General features: G+C 64.6%; 17 protein-coding genes and 1 pseudogene. 4 read left to right on the top strand and 14 right to left on the bottom strand.

Features of this window, described 5'->3' with window-relative positions; genetic code table 11:
* Window positions 1–67: 67 nt before the first annotated feature.
* Window positions 68–2,041 (bottom strand): annotated as a pseudogene (locus GGR17_RS04750) (methylmalonyl-CoA mutase family protein); the annotation flags it as partial.
* Window positions 2,042–2,370: 329 nt separating this feature from the next.
* On the opposite strand from GGR17_RS04750, the gene ccrA reads away from it, so the two are divergent.
* The 3 genes from ccrA to GGR17_RS04735 all read left to right on the top strand — a co-directional run bounded on the left by ccrA (window position 2,371) and on the right by GGR17_RS04735 (window position 5,581).
* On the top strand, window positions 2,371–3,663 hold the full coding sequence (gene ccrA / locus GGR17_RS04745) for a crotonyl-CoA carboxylase/reductase (protein WP_054537880.1): 1,293 nt from the start codon (window positions 2,371–2,373) through the stop codon (window positions 3,661–3,663).
* A gap of 151 nt (window positions 3,664–3,814) precedes the next feature.
* A complete protein-coding gene (locus GGR17_RS04740) occupies window positions 3,815–4,003 on the top strand; it encodes a hypothetical protein (RefSeq protein ID WP_054537881.1) in 189 nt (62 codons plus the stop codon).
* A gap of 42 nt (window positions 4,004–4,045) precedes the next feature.
* Window positions 4,046–5,581: an ATP-dependent DNA helicase gene (locus GGR17_RS04735; protein ID WP_054537882.1), complete on the top strand. Its 1,536-nt coding sequence runs from the start codon at window positions 4,046–4,048 to the stop codon at window positions 5,579–5,581.
* A 4-nt stretch (window positions 5,582–5,585) separates the two neighbouring features.
* Here GGR17_RS04735 and GGR17_RS04730 read toward each other — a convergent pair whose 3' ends face one another.
* The 13 genes from GGR17_RS04730 to trpS all read right to left on the bottom strand — a co-directional run bounded on the left by GGR17_RS04730 (window position 5,586) and on the right by trpS (window position 17,127).
* The gene (locus GGR17_RS04730) at window positions 5,586–6,356 is read right to left on the bottom strand and encodes a TIGR02186 family protein (RefSeq protein ID WP_054537883.1); all 771 of its coding nucleotides are present in this window, start codon (window positions 6,354–6,356) and stop codon (window positions 5,586–5,588) included.
* Window positions 6,356–7,270, bottom strand: a complete 915-nt coding sequence (locus GGR17_RS04725; protein WP_054537884.1) for a sulfite exporter TauE/SafE family protein — start codon at window positions 7,268–7,270, stop codon at window positions 6,356–6,358. Before GGR17_RS04725 ends, GGR17_RS04730 begins: the two co-directional genes overlap by 1 nt.
* A 65-nt stretch (window positions 7,271–7,335) precedes the next feature.
* The gene (locus GGR17_RS04720; protein ID WP_054540293.1) at window positions 7,336–8,301 is read right to left on the bottom strand and encodes an ABC transporter permease; all 966 of its coding nucleotides are present in this window, start codon (window positions 8,299–8,301) and stop codon (window positions 7,336–7,338) included.
* Entirely contained in the window at window positions 8,301–9,395 is a 1,095-nt protein-coding gene (locus tag GGR17_RS04715) for an ABC transporter permease (protein ID WP_054537885.1), read from the bottom strand. Before GGR17_RS04715 ends, GGR17_RS04720 begins: the two co-directional genes overlap by 1 nt.
* A 1-nt stretch (window position 9,396) precedes the next feature.
* The gene (locus tag GGR17_RS04710; RefSeq protein ID WP_054537886.1) at window positions 9,397–10,962 is read right to left on the bottom strand and encodes an ABC transporter ATP-binding protein; all 1,566 of its coding nucleotides are present in this window, start codon (window positions 10,960–10,962) and stop codon (window positions 9,397–9,399) included.
* 5 nt (window positions 10,963–10,967) lie between these two features.
* The gene (locus GGR17_RS04705) at window positions 10,968–11,957 is read right to left on the bottom strand and encodes a BMP family lipoprotein (RefSeq protein ID WP_054537887.1); all 990 of its coding nucleotides are present in this window, start codon (window positions 11,955–11,957) and stop codon (window positions 10,968–10,970) included.
* Window positions 11,958–12,114: 157 nt separating this feature from the next.
* Entirely contained in the window at window positions 12,115–12,534 is a 420-nt protein-coding gene (locus GGR17_RS04700) for a GNAT family N-acetyltransferase (protein ID WP_054537888.1), read from the bottom strand.
* Window positions 12,531–13,181 (bottom strand): tRNA (adenosine(37)-N6)-threonylcarbamoyltransferase complex dimerization subunit type 1 TsaB, encoded by a 651-nt coding sequence (tsaB, locus tag GGR17_RS04695; protein WP_054537889.1) that lies wholly within the window; start codon window positions 13,179–13,181, stop codon window positions 12,531–12,533. The genes GGR17_RS04700 and tsaB overlap by 4 nt, the downstream gene beginning before the upstream one ends.
* Window positions 13,171–13,731, bottom strand: a complete 561-nt coding sequence (locus GGR17_RS04690) for a NifU family protein (RefSeq protein ID WP_037209905.1) — start codon at window positions 13,729–13,731, stop codon at window positions 13,171–13,173. Before GGR17_RS04690 ends, tsaB begins: the two co-directional genes overlap by 11 nt.
* A gap of 77 nt (window positions 13,732–13,808) precedes the next feature.
* Window positions 13,809–14,264, bottom strand: coding sequence for a universal stress protein (locus GGR17_RS04685; RefSeq protein WP_037209903.1), 456 nt, complete (start codon window positions 14,262–14,264; stop codon window positions 13,809–13,811).
* A gap of 63 nt (window positions 14,265–14,327) precedes the next feature.
* Window positions 14,328–15,191 carry a branched-chain amino acid aminotransferase gene (locus GGR17_RS04680; protein ID WP_054537890.1) on the bottom strand — a complete coding sequence of 288 codons (864 nt, stop codon included), beginning with the start codon at window positions 15,189–15,191 and terminating at the stop codon, window positions 14,328–14,330.
* A gap of 280 nt (window positions 15,192–15,471) precedes the next feature.
* Window positions 15,472–15,960, bottom strand: coding sequence for a VOC family protein (locus tag GGR17_RS04675; RefSeq protein WP_054537891.1), 489 nt, complete (start codon window positions 15,958–15,960; stop codon window positions 15,472–15,474).
* A 135-nt stretch (window positions 15,961–16,095) separates the two neighbouring features.
* A complete protein-coding gene (gene trpS / locus GGR17_RS04670) occupies window positions 16,096–17,127 on the bottom strand; it encodes a tryptophan--tRNA ligase (protein ID WP_054537892.1) in 1,032 nt (343 codons plus the stop codon).
* A 76-nt stretch (window positions 17,128–17,203) separates the two neighbouring features.
* Here trpS and GGR17_RS04665 point away from each other — a divergent pair, with 76 nt between their 5' ends.
* Window positions 17,204–17,890, top strand: a complete 687-nt coding sequence (locus tag GGR17_RS04665) for a rhomboid family intramembrane serine protease (protein ID WP_054537893.1) — start codon at window positions 17,204–17,206, stop codon at window positions 17,888–17,890.
* Window position 17,891 lies beyond the last annotated feature (1 nt).

The raw sequence follows: 17,891 nt of genomic DNA, 5'->3' as shown, positions 1-17,891 counted from the left end.
CGCAAAAGACAGGAAAAACGGCGGTTTCGCAATGAAAATCCGTTAAAATCCGTGGCGGGGCCTGTACTTACTCGGCTGCGGCGGCGCCGGGGTCGACCAGCCCGACGATATCGAACATGATCCGGTTCAACTCGAAATCCTTGGGGGTGTAGACCCGCGCCACGCCCATGGCCGCCAGTCGGCGGGCGTCTTCCTCGGGGATGATGCCGCCGACGACCACGGGGATGTGGCCCAGCCCCTCGGTCTGCATCCGGCCCATCAGATCCTCGATCAGCGGGATATGGCTGCCCGACAGGATCGAAAGGCCCACAACATGCACCTCTTCCGCCTTGGCGGCGCGCACGATTTCCCCGGGCGTCAGGCGGATGCCTTCGTAAGAGATATCCATGCCGCAGTCACGCGCGCGGGCGGCGATCTGTTCGGCCCCGTTGGAATGGCCGTCGAGGCCGGGCTTGCCGACCAGAAACTTCAGCCGCCGGCCCAGCTTGTCTGACACAGCATCAACCTGGGCGCGGATCTGCTCCAGCCCTTCGGTGCGGTTGGAGGGGTTTTTCGATACGCCGGTGGGGCCGCGATACTGGCCGAAGGCGGCGCGCACCATGTCACCCCATTCGCCGGTCGTGGCCCCGGCCTTTGCCGCCTCGATCGAGGGCGGCATGATGTTGGTGCCGCTTGCCGCCGCCGTGCGCACCTTGTCCAGTGCGGCCTGCACGGCGGTTTCATCGCGGCTTGCGCGCCAGGCGGTCAGGCGGGCGATCTGATCGGCCTCCGCCTCGGGATCGGCGACCATGATCGCCTCTTCCCCGGCGGTCAGGGGGCTGGGCTCGGCCTCTGTCCAGCGATTCACGCCGACGACCACGGTGTCGCCGCCCTCGATCCGGGCGATACGCTCGGCGTTGCTTTCGACCAGCCGGGATTTCATATAGTCGATGGCCGCCACCGCGCCGCCCATACTGTCGATCTGGGCCAGTTCGGCCCGCGCGCCGTCTTTCAGCGCCTCGACCTTGCGGGTGACGGCGGGGTTGCCGTCGAACAGATCGTCATATTCCAGAAGATCGGATTCATAGGCCAGAATCTGCTGCATCCGCAGCGACCATTGCTGATCCCACGGGCGCGGCAGGCCGAGCGCCTCGTTCCAGGCCGGCAGTTGCACCGCGCGGGCGCGGGCGTTTTTCGAAAGCGTCACGGCGAGCATTTCGATCAGGATGCGGTAGACGTTATTCTCTGGCTGCTGTTCGGTCAGCCCCAGGCTGTTGACCTGAACGCCATAGCGGAAACGGCGGAATTTCGGGTCGGCCACGCCGTAACGCTCCAGGCAGATCTCATCCCACAGTTCGACAAAGGCGCGCATCTTGCACATCTCGGTGACAAAGCGGACGCCCGCGTTCACGAAGAAAGAGATGCGCCCGACCATGCCGGGAAAATCCTCGTCGCTGACCTTGCCCTTCAGATCGTCCAGCACGGCGGTGGCGGTGGCCAGCGCGAAGGCCAGTTCCTGCTCGGGCGTCGCGCCGGCCTCTTGCAGGTGATAGGAACACACGTTCATCGGGTTCCACTTGGGCAGGTGTTCGCGGGTATAGGCGGCCACGTCGGTGATCATCCGCAGGCTGGGCTTGGGCGGGCAGATATAGGTGCCGCGGCTCAGGTATTCCTTGATGATGTCATTCTGCACGGTGCCCTGCAGCTTGCTGATGTCGGCGCCCTGTTCCTCGGCCGCGGCGATGTAGAGCGAGAGCAGCCAGGGCGCGGTGGCGTTGATCGTCATCGAGGTGTTCATCTGTTCCAGCGGGATATCCTGAAACAGCATCCGCATGTCGCCCAGATGGCCGACCGGAACGCCGACCTTGCCGACCTCGCCCCGCGCCAGTTCATGGTCGCTGTCATAGCCGGTCTGCGTGGGCAGGTCGAACGCCACGGAGAGGCCGGTCTGGCCCTTTGCCAGATTGCCCCGGTACAGCGCGTTGGAGGCCCGGGCGGTGGAATGGCCCGCATAGGTGCGGAACAGCCATGGGCGGTCTTTCTGCATCTCGGTCATCGCGGGCCTCGTGAATCGCTCTGGTAACTTTGTTTCGTTCTGTGGGTGATACGTGGAATTTTATGCCAATGTCAATTCGCCGCGCTGCGGCACATCTTAGGCAGTTACGTTACCATAGCTGGAATTGGAGGAATATGTCCGGAAATCCTGCTATACAGGTTGTATAAAGGCAGGTTCGCAGCAGCTTAGGGTGTGCTGAATTTTCTCGGGCGAGACATAAAATTACAAAATTTTTGCTTTGTAGGTTGCAAAATTGCGCAACCAAATTTAATTCACCCTAGATCAGCGCGCCGATTCTGCGGCGCGGCAACCCAGATGACTGCAAGGAGGCATTGATGGCACTCGACACCAAGACGGACGTCATTTCCTACGAAGCGCCCGAAAAGGACCTCTACGAAGTCGGGGAAATGCCCCCGATGGGCTATGTGCCCAAGAAGATGTACGCTTGGGCCATCCGGCGCGAGCGGCACGGCGAGCCTGACAAGTCGTTCCAGATCGAGGTGGTGGATACCCCGGTGCTCGACAGCCACGAAGTGCTGGTTCTGGTGATGGCCGCCGGCGTGAACTACAATGGCATCTGGGCCGGCCTCGGCGTGCCGATCAGCCCTTTCGACGTACACAAGGCAGAGTTTCACATCGCCGGCTCGGATGCCTCGGGTATCGTCTGGGCCGTTGGCGACAAGGTGAAGAACTGGAAGGTGGGCGACGAGGTCGTGATCCACTGCAACCAGGACGATGGCGACGATGAAGAGTGCAACGGCGGCGATCCGATGTTCTCGCCCAGCCAGCGGATCTGGGGCTATGAGACCCCCGATGGATCTTTCGCCCAGTTCACCAATGTGCAGGCGCAGCAGCTTTTGCCGCGACCCAAGCACCTGACATGGGAAGAAAGCGCCTGCTACACGCTGACGCTGGCCACCGCGTACCGGATGCTGTTCGGCCATCATCCGCATGAGTTGAAGCCGGGCCAGAACGTGCTGGTCTGGGGCGCGTCGGGCGGTTTGGGCTCGTTCGCCATCCAGCTGATCAACACCGCAGGCGCCAACGCCATCGGCGTAATCTCGGATGAGGACAAGCGCGAGTTTGTCATGAGCCTGGGCGCCAAGGGCGTGATCAACCGCAAGGATTTCAACTGCTGGGGGCAGATGCCCACGGTCAACAGCCCCGAATACAAGGCCTGGTTCGGCGAGGTCCGCAAGTTCGGCAAGGCGATCTGGGATATCACCGGCAAGGGCAACAACGTGGACATGGTGTTCGAACACCCGGGCGAGGCGACGTTCCCGGTGTCTGTCTTCGTGGTGAAGAAGGGCGGCATGGTGGTGATCTGCGCCGGCACCACGGGGTTCAACCTGACGCTGGACGCGCGCTATCTGTGGATGCACCAGAAGCGGGTGCAGGGCAGCCATTTCGCCCATCTCAAACAGGCCGCCGCCGCCAACCGCCTGATGCTCGAGCGCCGGATCGATCCGTCGATGTCCGAGGTGTTTCCGTGGGATGAAATCCCGATGGCGCATATGAAGATGCTGCGCAACGAGCACAAGCCGGGCAATATGGCGGTGCTGGTGCAGGCGCCGCGCACCGGGTTGCGCACCTTCGCGGATGCGCTGGAGGCGGGCGACGCGCTCTAACAACCGACCCTGACAGGAAAAGCCCCGCCGCCAGACCCATGGCAGCGGGGCTTTTTGTTGCGCAGCCGGCGGGCATCGAGGCTATGCAAGCGGGAAATACACGTTAAAGTTGTTTCCGGTGATCGGATAATCTGCGGAAAGGTGCCCAACTATGACAAACGAGTGGATAGTCGAGGTGCTGACGGACCTTCGGGCCTTCGCGCTGGAAAACGGGCTCGCGGACCTGGCGAGCGAGCTGGACAATACCGTGGCGGTGGCCTGCCGCGAACTGAACGCCGGGGCGGAGGATCGTGGCGGCGCGGTGCCGCGCGACGGGCGAAAGGACCGCTGGCGCGGCTGATCGCGCTGGTGCCCACCGCGCGCGGGCGGTAGGGTCCGCGCCATGTCCGTGCCCGCAGTACAGTTCTCCGAAGATCAGGCGGAAGCCTTCGACAGCGTCAGCGAGGCGCTGCGCGGCGTCGGCGTGGATGTTGACCAGGGTGTTCTGACGCCCCGCGCCGATGGCCAGACATCGCGCGTTCTGGCGGTGATCGGCAAGGCCGGATCAGGCAAGACGCTGCTTCTGGCCAAGCTCTACGAAGCCCTGCAGGAGGCGGGGGTAGACATCGTTTCCGGCGATTACGAAGGCAAGCGGCGCAAGGATCGGCGGACACTGGCCATTCTCGCGCCGACCAACAAGGCGGCCAGCGTGCTGCGCAACCGCCGCGTGCCCGCGACCACCATCCACCGCATCCTCTACACTCCGGTCTATGACCCCGAATATGAGAAGATCGCCGACTGGCTGGCCGGCAATGGCGAACGGCCCACCGTTGAGGGGCTGACCGATGCGGCGCTGGACCGGGCGTTCGCCTTTTACCAGTCCAACACGTCGATCCCCGGCGCGCTGGCGGCGGCGGGGCTCCGGGGCAGCGATTTCATTCTGGGCTGGAAACGGCGCGAGGATCCGCTGGATATCGGTTTCGTCGATGAAGCCTCGATGCTGGATGCCAAGCAGTTCGAGGATCTGCAGGAGATTTTTCCGACGCTGATCCTGTTCGGCGACCCGGCGCAGCTGGCGCCGGTGAACCAGTCGGGCCAGATGGTGTTCGATGCGCTGCCGGAAAAGCGCAAGCTGATCCTGCACCGCATCCATCGTCAGGCCGAGGATAACCCGATTCTGGATCTGGCCCATGCGCTGGGTGATCCCGACGTCGGGTTCGAGGAGTTCGAACGCCGGGTGGAGCAGTTGGCCGCGCGCGACGCGCGCGTCGTGCTGGCCGGGCGGGTCGAGGCCGATCTGATGGCGCGCTCGCCGGTTCTGGTCTGGCGCAATGCCACCCGCATTCGCCTGATCCACGCGTTCCGCAACGCCTATGGCGCGCCCGTCGACGAGCTTTTGCCCGGCGAGCCGCTGATCTGCGACGGGATAGAGCTGCCGCTGAAGCACCGCAAGAAACGGCTGGATCTGGAGGCGCGCGGGCTGATCAAGGGGGCGCAGGTGATCTATCTCGGCCCCGGCCGCAAACCGGGTTTTTCGCGGCTGCACGTGATGGGCGCCGAAGATCCGCAGGTTTCGGCCGCTTCGATCATCAAGATCGAACTGCCGGACGAGGAAGAGCCGTTCATTCCCTTCGCCGCCAACATGGGCGCGGCGTTTCTGCACGGGGCGGCGGTGACGATCCACAAGGCGCAGGGCAGCCAGTGGGAGAATGTGCAGGTTTTCGCGCCCGACCTTTGGGCCGCTGCGCGGATGGGGCGGGTCGAGGCGGGGCAGCCCTTGTGGAAACGGCTGGCCTATGTCGCGATCACCCGGGCGGAAAAGCGGTTGTTCTGGGTGGTGCGCAACCGGCTTTCGCGGCCCACGGCGCCGCTTTCGGTGGATGATCTGCGCGTCGCGCCCACGCCGCTGGAGTTGACCGCGCAAGAGCAGGCGCCCTGAACGGTCAGCCCCGGATATAGCGGAAGGCGGTCGATGCGGCCCAGCCCGCACTGGCGGCGATCATCAGCGACAGCAGGCCGTAGATCAGCGGCTGTTCATGCGCCAGGTTGAAGGCCCAGCGTTCGAGCCCCACCATGGTGACGTTGATTTTCGTCTGGTAGACGTCGATCACCCGCCCGCCGCGGGTCAGGAAGATGCGGGTGGTGTAATCGCCTTCGGCCAGATTCGCCGGCAGCGCGATGGAGGTGCGAAAGAGCGTGTCTTCGGTCAGCGACACCGCGCCTTCTTTCACCACATAGTGCCCGTTGCGGTCGCGTATGCGGATCAGCGCGCTGACAAAGGCCTCCGCGTCGGGGATATCCACGGGCGCCCCGACGGCGCGGATCATCTGCGGCACAGACACCTTGTAGCGCAGATCCTCGGTAAAGGTCAGCGCGTCGGTCAGCGGCGCGGTGGCGGCGATGGCGTAAAAGCCGGGGGCGGCGTCCACCTCTATCGAGGCGGTGTTCACCCAGATGCCGAAGCTGCGGCTCTTGCGGCGCACGGTGACGGGCTCCAGCGGCCCGGCGACGGTGACGATCACCTGTAGTGGCGGCTCTTCGGGGTAGGGAGCGTTGCGCTTGACCGCGCCGAACACCAGGATTTCGGAGCCTGCGAAATCGGTGGTGATGGCCACGCGCGCCTGGCTGAGCCCGGCGACCACCTGTTCCCCGGCCCGTGCGGGCAGGGACAGAAGGCACAGGGCGGCAAGGGCGAGGATCAGCCAGCGGCGCATCACATCGCCCCTTGCGTCAGTGAGTAAAGCTCTGACGGGCGCAGCAGCAGATCCAGCGCCAGCTTGCCGCAGACGGCGATGACCAGAAGTGCCAGCAGGATGCGCAGCTGTTCGGCCTTCAGCTTCAGCCCGATCTGGGTGCCAAGCTGCGCCCCGATCACCCCGCCGAGGATCAGCACGATGGCCAGGGCGATATCGACCGTCTGGTTCGTCACGGCATGCATCAGGGTGGTAAAGCCGGTCACGAAGATGATCTGGAACAGCGATGTGCCAACCACGACCTTGGTCGGCATGTTCAGCAGGTAGATCATCGCAGGCACCATGATGAAGCCGCCGCCCACGCCCATGATCGCGGCCAGGATGCCGACAAACGCCCCTACCGCGATCGGCGGAATGATCGAGATGTAAAGGCCGGAGGTGCGAAATTTCATCTTCAGCGGCAGGGCATGGACCCAGCCGTGCTGGCGCCGTTTGGGCAGCGCGCCCGTGCGTTTGGAACGGTGCAGGGCGCGCAGGCTCTCGATCAGCATCAGCGTGCCGACGACGCCCAGGAACAGGACATAGCAAAGCGTCACCAGCAGATCGACCTGCCCCAGCCGGGTCAGCAGGTTGAAGATCCAGATGCCCAGGCCCGACCCCAGCAGGCCGCCGAACAGCAGGACGGTGCCCATCCTGATGTCCACCGTCTTGCGCCGCAGATGCGCCAGCACGCCCGAGACCGAAGAGGCGACGATCTGGTTCGCGCCGGTGGCCACGGCCACGGCGGGCGGCACCCCGATGAAGAACAGAAGCGGTGTGATCAGAAAGCCGCCGCCGACGCCGAACATGCCCGACAGCACCCCCACCATGCCGCCAAGGCCGAGCAGAAGGAACAGGTTGACCGAGACCTCGGCAATGGGAAGGTAGATCTGCATATCCTACCCTAGTCGTGCGCGGGCGCTTGCGGCAAGACGCGCCGGTGGGGCCCGCCAAATCTCTTTCAGCGTTCCTTCACATAGGGCTCGCCCCCCGCGCGCGGCGGGATGGCCTTGCCCACGAAACCGGCAAGGATGACGACGGTCAGGATATAGGGAAGCGCGTCCATGAACTGTACCGGCACCACGACCCCGCCCAGATCGATGTTCTGATAGCGCAGGGCGATGGCCTGAAGAAAGCCGAACAGCAGGGTCGAGGACAGCGCGTACCACGGCCGCCATTTGGCGAAGATCAGCGCGGCCAGCGCGATATAGCCGCGCCCGGCCGTCATGTCCTTGACGAAGCCGGCCTGAAGCGCAGTGGCCAGATAGGCCCCGGCAATGCCGCACAGCAGGCCGCAGATCGCCACGGCGGCATAGCGGTTGCCCACCACCGACACGCCGGCGGTATCGACTGCGGCGGGGTTTTCGCCCACGGCGCGCAGGCGCAGGCCGAACCGGGTGCGGAACAGCAGCCACCATGTCAGCGGAACCATGGCGAAGGCCAGGTAGACAAGGATGGTATGGCCCGAGATCAGTTCGTAATAGATCGGGCCGAGGATCGGCACCTCGCGCAGCGTGTCGGCCAGCGGCAGCTTGACCGGCGTGAACCGCGCCCCGCCGATCAGCGAGGGCGTGCGGCCGCCCTGCTTGAACCAGTCCTGCGCGATGACGACGGTCAGGCCCGCCGCGAGAAAATTGACCGCCACGCCCGAAATCAGTTGATTGCCGCGGAAGGTGATCGCCGCCAGCCCATGGATGCCCGACAGCGCCGTCGAGGCCGCGATGCCGGCCAAGAGCCCCAGCCAGACAGAGCCGGTGACGGCGGCGATGGCACCCGAAAAGAAGGCGGCGGCCAGCATCTTGCCTTCCAGCCCGATGTCATAGATTCCCGCCCGCTCGGAATAGAGCCCGGCCAGACAGGCCAGCAGCAGCGGCGTGGCCAGCCGCACGGTCGAATCGAAAACCTGAAGGATGGTCGCGAAATCCATCATGCGTCATCCTTGCGCAGGGCCAGGAACAGCTTTTCCAGCGGCATCCGCACCATGTTGTCGAGCGCGCCGGTGAAGAGGATTACCAGCGCCTGGATGACCACGATCAGTTCGCGCGGGATGCTTGTCCAAAGCGCGAGTTCGGCCCCGCCCTGATAGAGAAAGCCGAACAGGATCGCCGCGAGGAACACGCCGAACGGGTGGCTGCGGCCCATCAGGGCCACGGCGATACCGATGAACCCCGCACCTTCGACCGAGTTCATGATCAGGCGCTCGGCCTCGCCCATCACGTTGTTGACGGCCATCATCCCGGCCAGCCCGCCCGAGATCAGCATCGAGATCATGATGATCCGCGTGGGCGAAATGCCGGCGTAGACTGCGGCGGGCTCGGATTTTCCATAGGCGCGGATGGCATAGCCAAGACGGGTGCGCCAGATCAGCAGCCAGACCAGAAAACAGGCCACCACCGCGATCAGAAAGCTGATATTGGCCGGGGCCGCCCTGGAAAACGGGATGCCGACGACGGCAAGGATATCATGCAGGGTGGGCAGATGCGTGCCCGGCCCGAATTTTGCCGTTGCCGGATCCATCGACCCGACCGGCCGCATCACATTGACCAGAAGATAGTTCAACAGCGAGGCGCCGATGAAGTTGAACATGATCGTGGTGATCACGATATGGCTGCCGCGCCGGGCCTGAAGATAGGCAGGGATGGCCGCCCATGCCGCCCCGAACAGCGCTGCGCCCAGCACCGCCACCGGCAGCGCCAGCGCCCAGTGCGGCCAGGGCAGCGCCAGACAGACGACAGCCACGCCAAGCCCGCCCAGGGTCGCCTGACCCTCGCCGCCGATGTTGAACATCGACGCGTGAAAGGCCACGGCCACGGCCAGCCCGGTGAACATGAAATTGGTGGCGTAATAGAGCGTATAGCCCCAGCCATAGGTCGATCCGACCGCGCCGTTGACCATCATTTTCACGGCGGCCACCGGATCTTCGCCGATCGCCACGATCACCAGGGCCGACAGGATGAAGGCCATCAGCAGGCTGATCAGCGGAACAAGGACCACATCGGCCCATTGCGGCATACGCTCCATGCTAGGCGGCCTTTCCGTTCATGCCGGCCATCAGCAGGCCCAGCTCTTTTTCATCGGTTTCGCCGGGCAGTCGTTCGCCCATGATGCGCCCGTCGAACATCACCGCGATCCGGTCGGACATCGAAAGGATCTCTTCCAGCTCGACGCTGACCAGAAGGATGGCCTTGCCGGCATCGCGCAGTTCTATGATGCGCTGGTGGATGAACTCGATCGCGCCGATATCCACACCGCGGGTGGGCTGGCCGACCAGAAGCAGGTCGGGATTGCGCTCGATCTCGCGCGCCAGCACGATTTTCTGCTGGTTCCCGCCCGAGAAATTCTTTGCCGCCAGGGCCGGGTTCGGCGGGCGCACGTCGAACCGGGCCATCTTGGCCTCGGTATCAGCGCGGATCGCGGGGTTGTCCATCAACAGCGCGTTCTTCTGCCAGGCCGGATCATTGTGATAGCCGAAGATCATGTTCTCCCAGGCCATGAAATCCATGATCAGGCCTTCATGCTGCCGGTCTTCGGGCACATGGGCGATGCCGCGCGCCCGGCGCGACTGGCCGTCGGAATGCCGGCCGCTCAGGTCGATCTCCTGGCCGTTGACACGGATGCTGCCGGTGGCGCGGGTGATGCCGCCCAGAACCTCGAGCAATTGCGACTGGCCGTTGCCCGACACGCCGGCGATGCCGAGAATCTCGCCGGCGCGCACGTTCAGAGAAACGCCTTTCAGCCGCTCGACGCCGTCGTCATCCACGACGCGCAGGTTTTCCACCTCCAGGATGTTCGGGCCGGGGGCGGCGGGCTTTTTATCGACCCGCAGCAGAACCTTGCGCCCGACCATCAGCTCGGCCAGGTTTTCGGGGCTGGTTTCGGCGGTCTTGACGGTGGCTGTCATCTCTCCGCGCCGCATCACGCTGACGGTGTCGGTGATATGCATGATCTCGCGCAGCTTGTGGGTGATCAGGAGGATCGTCTTGCCCTCGCGCCGCAGGTTTTCGAGGATGCGGAACAGGTGGTCGGCCTCTGCCGGGGTCAGAACCCCGGTTGGCTCGTCGAGAATGAGGATATCGGCGGCGCGGTAGAGCGCCTTGAGGATTTCGACCCGCTGCTGATGGCCCACCGACAGATCCTCGATCAGGGTGTCGGGGTCGACATGCAGCTCATATTCCTCGGCCAGGCGTTTCAGCGTGCCGCGCGCCTTGGACAGCGAGGGTTTCAAAAGCGCGCCATCCTCGGCCCCGAGGATCACGTTTTCCAGAACCGTGAAATTCTGCACCAGTTTGAAATGCTGGAACACCATTCCGATTCCGGCGCTGATGGCGGCCTGGCTGTCGGGGATGGGGGTGGGGGTGCCGTTGATGAAAATCTCGCCCGCGTCGGCCCTGTAAAAGCCGTAGAGAATGGACATCAGCGTCGATTTTCCGGCCCCGTTCTCGCCGATGATGCCGTGGATCGTGCCGGGCATGACGCGGATCGAGATATCCTTGTTGGCCTGAACCGGGCCGAAGGCCTTGGAAATGCCCTTGAGTTCAATGGCCGGGGCGGCCCCGTCAGACCGCCCCGCTGTTTGTGTTCCCGCCATCGGGCTTATTCTGCCGGGCAGGTGTTGTCGGACATGTAATCGTGGACCGTGACTTCGCCGGTGGCGATATCCAGCGCGGCCTTGTAGGTGCTGGCCAGCATCGCATCCGTAAGCAGCGGCGCGTTATGTTCATCCACCGCGAAAGAGATGCCGCCATTGGCGATGCCCATCACGTTGATACCGGGCTCCATATCGGTTCCGGCCATGAAGGTGTCGTAAACGGCGTTGTCCACGCGTTTCATCATCGAGGTCAGAACCTTTCCGGGGTGCAGGTGGTTCTGGTTGCTGTCCACGCCGATCGACAGGATGCCCTCATCGGCGGCGGCCTGAAGCACACCCACGCCGGTGCCGCCCGCTGCGGCATAGACCACATCCGCGCCCTGGCTGATCTGCGCCTTGGTCAGCTCGCCGCCCTTGACCGGATCGTTCCAGGCCGCAGGGGTGGTGCCGGTCATGTTCTGGATCACGGTCGCATCGGGATTGGCCGCTTTCACGCCCTGCACATAGCCGCAGGCGAATTTGCGGATCAGCGGGATATCCATGCCGCCGATAAAGCCGACGGTGCCGGTTTTCGAGGCCATCGCCGCCATCATGCCGACCAGATACGAGCCCTCATGTTCGTTGAACACGACGGAGCGCACGTTGGGCGCATCGACCACCATGTCGATGATCGCGAATTTGGTGTCGGGGTAATCCGGCGCGACCTCGGCCAGAACCGAACCGAAGGCGAAGCCTGTCATGACGATGGGGTTGTTGCCGGCCTCGGCAAAGCGGCGCAGGGCCTGTTCGCGCTGCGCTTCGGACTGCAGCTCGATCTCGTTGAAGTTGCCGCCGGTTTCGGCCTTCCACTTTTCGGCACCGGCAAAGGCGGCCTCGTTGAAGGATTTGTCGAACTTGCCGCCAAGATCGAAGATCAGCGCCGGATCGGCCAGCGCCGCGCCGGTGCTGAGCGCAAGGGCGGCGGTGGCGCCGAGGAACTTCTGCAGTGTGGTCATAAGCAAACTCCCGATTGTTGATCTGGGTCATTGACGTTCGCGGCGTTTGCCGTGACCCAGCCCCCGTTTTTCCGTGTCATGCGCAATTAAGGCCGCAGCGCCGGAAAAGCGTCAACCGATTTTTGTCCGATAGATCAATGAATCGCGTGACGCTGGGTCAGGTTTTCGCAAGCATTTTGCGCATCACCAGCGCGTCGATGCGCGGGCCGGCCGGGGGCGTGTAATAGGCGTTGCGGCGCCCGGCGACGGTGTATCCGGCGCGCTGGTAGAGGCGCAGGGCGGCGGCGTTGTCGGCGGCGACTTCGAGAAACGCGTCGGCCGCGGCGCGGCTGCGGGCTGTGGCCTCGAACGCGTTTAGCCAGCGGCGGCCAAGGCCGCGCCGCCGGGCCGTGGGATGCATCGCGAGCGTCAGCAGTTCGGCCTCGCCCGCGATGACCCGGCCAAGGGCAAAGCCGGTCTCGTCGCCGCACAGGAAAACGCCGGGACTGTCGCGCAGGGCGGCGAATTCTGCGGTGCTCCAGGGGCGCGGGGTGGTGAAACAGGCCGCGTGCAGCGCGGCCAGATCCTCTGGCGTCACGGCAGGATCACTGGCGGCGGGTCCGACGCGGGGGCGGCATCGGCACCACGGATGTAGAACGGCGTGGGGCGCGGGGCGGGGGCGGCGCCGCGCCGCGCGGCGATCCGGGCGATGGCCACGGCGACGGGCAGGGCGGGCGTCAGGGCGCGACCGCCGGTCACGGCGGCAAAGGCGGGGGCGTTGTGGCCGGTGCAATCGAGGCCGCTGTCGATCAGCTCGGCGGGCAAGGTATCGGGCGAGAGTTGTTGCGGCGCTGTGTCTTGTCCGACGACCTGCGCGTAGGACAGGCCGCGCCGGGCATCGACGGTTGCCAGAACCGGCCGGGGCAGGCCTTCGGCCAGTGCCTCGAAGGCGGATACGCCGATGGCGGGGGCACTCAGCGCCAGCGCCAGCCCGCGCGCGGCCGATACCGCGATGCGGATGCCGGTAAAGTTGCCGGGCCCGGTGCCGACGCCGATCGCGGCCAGATCGCCCCATGCGGCCCCGCCTTCGGCCAGCACCTGTTCCAGAAGCGGCATCAGCCGCTCTGCCTGCCCCTTGGCCATCTCTTCGGTCCGCTGGGACAGGACCGTTTCGCCGCAAAGCAAAGCGGCCGCGCAATGCGCGGCCGATGTGTCAAATCCCAGAACCAGTGGCTCAGGCGGCAACGGGCCGTACCTCCACCACCTCGGGGATGTAATGGCGCAGCAGGTTCTCGATGCCCATCTTCAGCGTCAGCGTGGACGAGGGGCAACCGGCGCAGGCGCCCTGCATATGCAGGTAGACGACGCCGCGCTCAAAACCGTGGAAGGTGATGTCGCCCCCATCCTGCGCCACGGCAGGGCGCACGCGGGTGTCGAGCAGCTGTTTGATCTGGTTGACGATTTCGGAATCCGGGCCGTCATGCGCGGCATGGCCCGCGGCCTCTGCCTCACCCTCCAGAACCGGCTGGCCGGACTGGAAATGCTCCATGATCGCGCCCAGGATCGCGGGCTTGATATGCTCCCAGGCGACGGCATCCTGTTTGGTGACGGTCACGAAATCCGTGCCGAAAAACACGCCGCTCACACCCTCCACAGCGAAGATGCGCCCGGCGAGGGGCGATTTTCCGGCGGTATCGGCTGTCGGAAAATCCGCTGTGCCGGCTTCCAGCACGGTCTGGCCGGGCAGGAATTTCAGCGTCGCGGGGTTCGGGGTCGACTCGGTTTGGATGAACATGGGCGTGTCTCCGTATATCCCACCGGATATGCGGCCTCGGGGGCCACGAGTCAAGGTTTAGAAGAATTCTAAGGTATTCAGGTGACCGCTTCCAGCCGCTCTTTGGAAAGCTCGCCGGGCACGATCGTAAGCGGTACGGGCAGCGAGCCGGCGCTGCGCGTGAGCTGGGTGATGACGGGGCCGGGGCCCTTCTTGCCGCTGCCCGCACCCAGAACGATAACGCCGATGCGCGGGTCTTCACGCACCTGGGCCAGAATTTCTTCGGCCGCCTCGCCTTCGCGGATCACCAGTTCCGGCATGATCTTGTGCTTGTCGCGCATCCATTTGGCGAACACCTCGAAATGCGCCTCGATCCTCTCGCGGGCCTCTTCGCGCATCAGGTCGCCGACGCCGATCCAGTGGTTGAACTCTTCGGGCGCGATCACCGACAGGATCAGAACCGCGCCGCCGGTGTTTTCCGCGCGCATGGCGGCAAAGCGCATGGCGTTCAGGCATTCGCGGCTGTCATCGAGCAGAACCAGAAACTTGCGCATCGTCGGCCCCTCCTGAGCCTTGGCAGAGAATGGGGGGCCGGCGCCCGCGTTGCAAGCGTGGCGTCAGCGGGTGGAATGGGCCCAGTCCCAGTAGAGATCGCGCACCCTGCGGGTCATCGGACCGATCTGATAGGGGGTGCCGTCGAATTCCGTCACCGGCGTGACCTTCATCATGTTGCCCGACAGGAACACCTCGTCGGCCTGGCGGAAATCGTCGAAGCTCAGCACTGTTTCGTGCACCTTCACGCCTTCGGCTTTCAGGTTGTCGATATGGCGTGCACGGGTGATGCCCGCCAGGAACGTGCCGTTGGCGATCGGGGTGAACACCTCGCCATCGCGCACCATGAAGACATTGGCGCTGGCGGTTTCGGCGACATTGCCCAGGGCATCGGCCACAAGCGCGTTGCCAAAGCCCTTGGCGCGGGCTTCGGCCAGCATCCTTGCGTTGTTGGGATAAAGGCAGCCGGCCTTGGCGTTCACCACCGCGTCTTCCAGCACCGGGCGGCGGAACCGCGTGGTCGTCAGCGTGGTGGCGGAGCTGGGCGCGGCCATCGGGATTTCCTCCAGGCTGATCGCAAAGCCGGTGGCGTCGGGTTTGGGAACGATGCCAAGCTCGTCGCCATCCAGCGCCCAGTACATGGGCCGGATATAGACCGGGGCGTTTTCGGGATAGGCCTGCAACCCTTCCCAGATGACGTCGTGCATCTGCTGGGCCTCCACCGTCGGGGTGATCATCAGCGCTGTCGCCGAGCGGTTCACTCTTGCGCAATGGGCCAGCAGATCGGGCGCGATGCCTTCGAAATAGCGCGCGCCGTCGAAAACGGTGGTGCCAAGCCAGCTGCCGTGGTCGGCGGCGTTCATCACCGGCAGGTCGCCGTCATGCCATGTGCCGTTGAAATAGGTGCGGATGTTGTTGCCGGTCGCCATATTGTTCCCCTGAAGTTGCGGCGACGGTATCCGAGCATCCCGCGGCGCGCCAGACCCTGAGGCAAAACGCCCCCAGCACGAGGCTGGGGGCGCGGCGCCATGGGCGGGGAACCCGGAAAAGCACCGAAAGAACCGGGGGCGCGGATCGGGACAATCCAATCGCTCTTGGGGATGACGAGAGACAGACCCCCGGGCAGGCCGCTGGACGTACGACCGGGCATCGAAAAGGTAGGGGGCGGGCGATTCTTTTTGTTGAAGATTCTGAATCGGTTTGATGACGCTATGCGCGCCGCTCCGCCAGCAGGGCCGGTATGTCGAGCGGGCTGTTGCGCATTTCGAGGTTGCCCTGCGCATCGCGGGGCCATTCGGCCTCGGGGCGGTCGCGGTAAAGCTCTACCCCGTTGCCGTCCGGATCGCGCAGATAGACCGCCTCGCTGACGCCATGATCGGCGGCGCCGTCAAGCGCGATGCCGGCCTTCAGCACGCGCGCGATCGCGTCGCCCAGCTCTGCCCGGTCGGGGTACAGGAAGGCGGTGTGGTAAAGCCCGGTGTGGCCCGGTGGCGGCGGGGTCGCGCCGCGGCTTTCCCAGGTGTTCAGGCCGATATGGTGGTGATAGCCGCCCGCCGACAGAAAGGCGGCGGCGGTGCCATAGCGTTGCTGCAGCTCGAACCCAAGCACGCCGGAGTAGAAACCGATGGCGCGCTCGAGGTCGGCGACCTTCAGATGCACATGCCCGATGCGGGCGGCGGGGTGGATGGGGGGGGCCATGTCAGTACGTCCTTTCCTTTGCTTCGGAAAGATACGTATGTGCGAAAGATGAGGGAATACGGCGAATTCGCAGGGGTTTTGTGCGAAAATATAGAGCGGCGGCACGATCAGCCGCGCCGCTGCCCAAGCTTCGGCTTACCGCCCCCGAGAGCGGATCATGCCGACGATGTCGTAGGTCCGGTGCAGGATCGGGGTCGCGATCTCCATCGCCCTGTCCGCGCCCTTGCCCAGAATATTGTCGATCTCGGCCGGATCGTTCATCATGCGTGCCATTTCCACGGAAATCGGCGCGAGCTTCGATACCGCCAGTTCGGCAAGGGCCGGTTTGAACTGCCCCCAGCCCGCGCCGGCGTAATCGGCCAGAACCTCTTCGGGCTTGGTGTCGCTCAGTGCCGCGAAGATATCGACAAGGTTGCGCGCCTCGGGGCGTTCGGACAGCTCGTCATAGGTTTCCGGCAGCGGCTCGGGGTCGGTGCGCGCCTTCTTGAACTTTTTGGCGATGGTGTCGGCATCATCGGTCATGTTGATGCGCTCCATGTCGCTTTCGCCGGATTTCGACATCTTCTTGGTGCCGTCGCGCAGGTTCATGACCCGGGTGGCGGGGCCTTCGATCACCGGCTCGGGCAGCGGAAAGAACTCCGGCACCTTGTAGTCATGGTTGAACTTCGCGGCGATGTCGCGGGTCAGCTCCACATGCTGTTTCTGATCCTCGCCCACCGGCACGTGGGTGGCGTGATACAGCAGAATGTCGGCCGCCATCAGCGAGGGATAGGCGTAAAGGCCGAGCGACTGTTTCTCGGCGTTCTTGCCGGCCTTTTCCTTGAACTGCGTCATCCGGTTCATCCAGCCAAGCCGGGCCACGCAGTTCAGAATCCAGCCCAGTTCGGCGTGGGCGGACACCTGGCTCTGGTTGAACAGGATCGATTGCGCCGGGTCGAGGCCGGAGGCGAGGTAGCCGGCGGCCACCTCACGCGTGGCGTTGGTCAGATCGGCGGGGTCTTGCCAGACGGTGATCGCGTGCAGATCCACCACGCAATAGATGGTTTCCATGCCCTGACCTTGCGTCGCCACGAAGCGTTTGATGGCGCCAAGATAGTTGCCAAGGGTCAGGCCGCCCGAAGGCTTGATGCCCGAAAAGACGCGCGGTGTGTGGGCCACCTCGGTCATAATGCGTTCTCCGTCTGGAATTTCATGCTCCGCTCGCTTACCCATGCGGCGAACGCCCGTCAACCGGAGGCGCCTTATGGCCCATGACCCGAACGCCCCGCCGATCAACCCGCTGCCGCCGGTGGTGTGGATGCTGGTGCTGCCCATCGCCCTGATCGAACTGGCGCTCAGCGCCGGAACGCGCGGTATCATCGGCGGGCCGCAGGCGGTGGGCTGGCGTCTGGGGGCGATACAGGATTACGCCTTTTCGGGCGTGGTGTTCGACTGGATGCTGGCCACGGGCCAGTTTCCGCCCCAGCATATGCTGCGCTTTGTCAGCTATCCGTTCATCCACCTCAGCTTCACCCATGCGCTGTTCGTCATCGTGTTCCTGCTGGCGCTGGGCAAGATGGTGGGCGAGGTGTTTCGCGCCTGGGCGGTGCTTGTGGTGTTCTTCGTGTCGGGCATCATCGGCGCGCTGGCTTATGGGCTGTTGCTGAACGATCCGGCGCCGCTGGTCGGGGGCTATCCGGCGGTCTACGGGCTGATCGGGGCGTTCACCTTTCTGATGTGGGTTAGGCTGGCGGCGACGGGCGGCGACAGGTACCGCGCCTTTTCGCTGATCGGGTTTCTTCTGGGCATCCAGCTGCTGTTCAGCGTTCTGTTCGGCGGCAGCCGCGACTGGGTGGCCGATATCGCCGGTTTCGGCGCCGGTTTCGTGCTGTCGTTTCTGGTCAGCCCCGGCGGGTGGGGCCGGGTGCGGCAGCGGATACGGCACCGATAGC

Source organism: Actibacterium naphthalenivorans, from assembly GCF_014196965.1.
Lineage (GTDB): Bacteria > Pseudomonadota > Alphaproteobacteria > Rhodobacterales > Rhodobacteraceae > Actibacterium_A > Actibacterium_A naphthalenivorans.
Note: the sequence above shows the minus strand (reverse complement) of the source record. Positions and strands in the feature narration are given on the sequence as shown.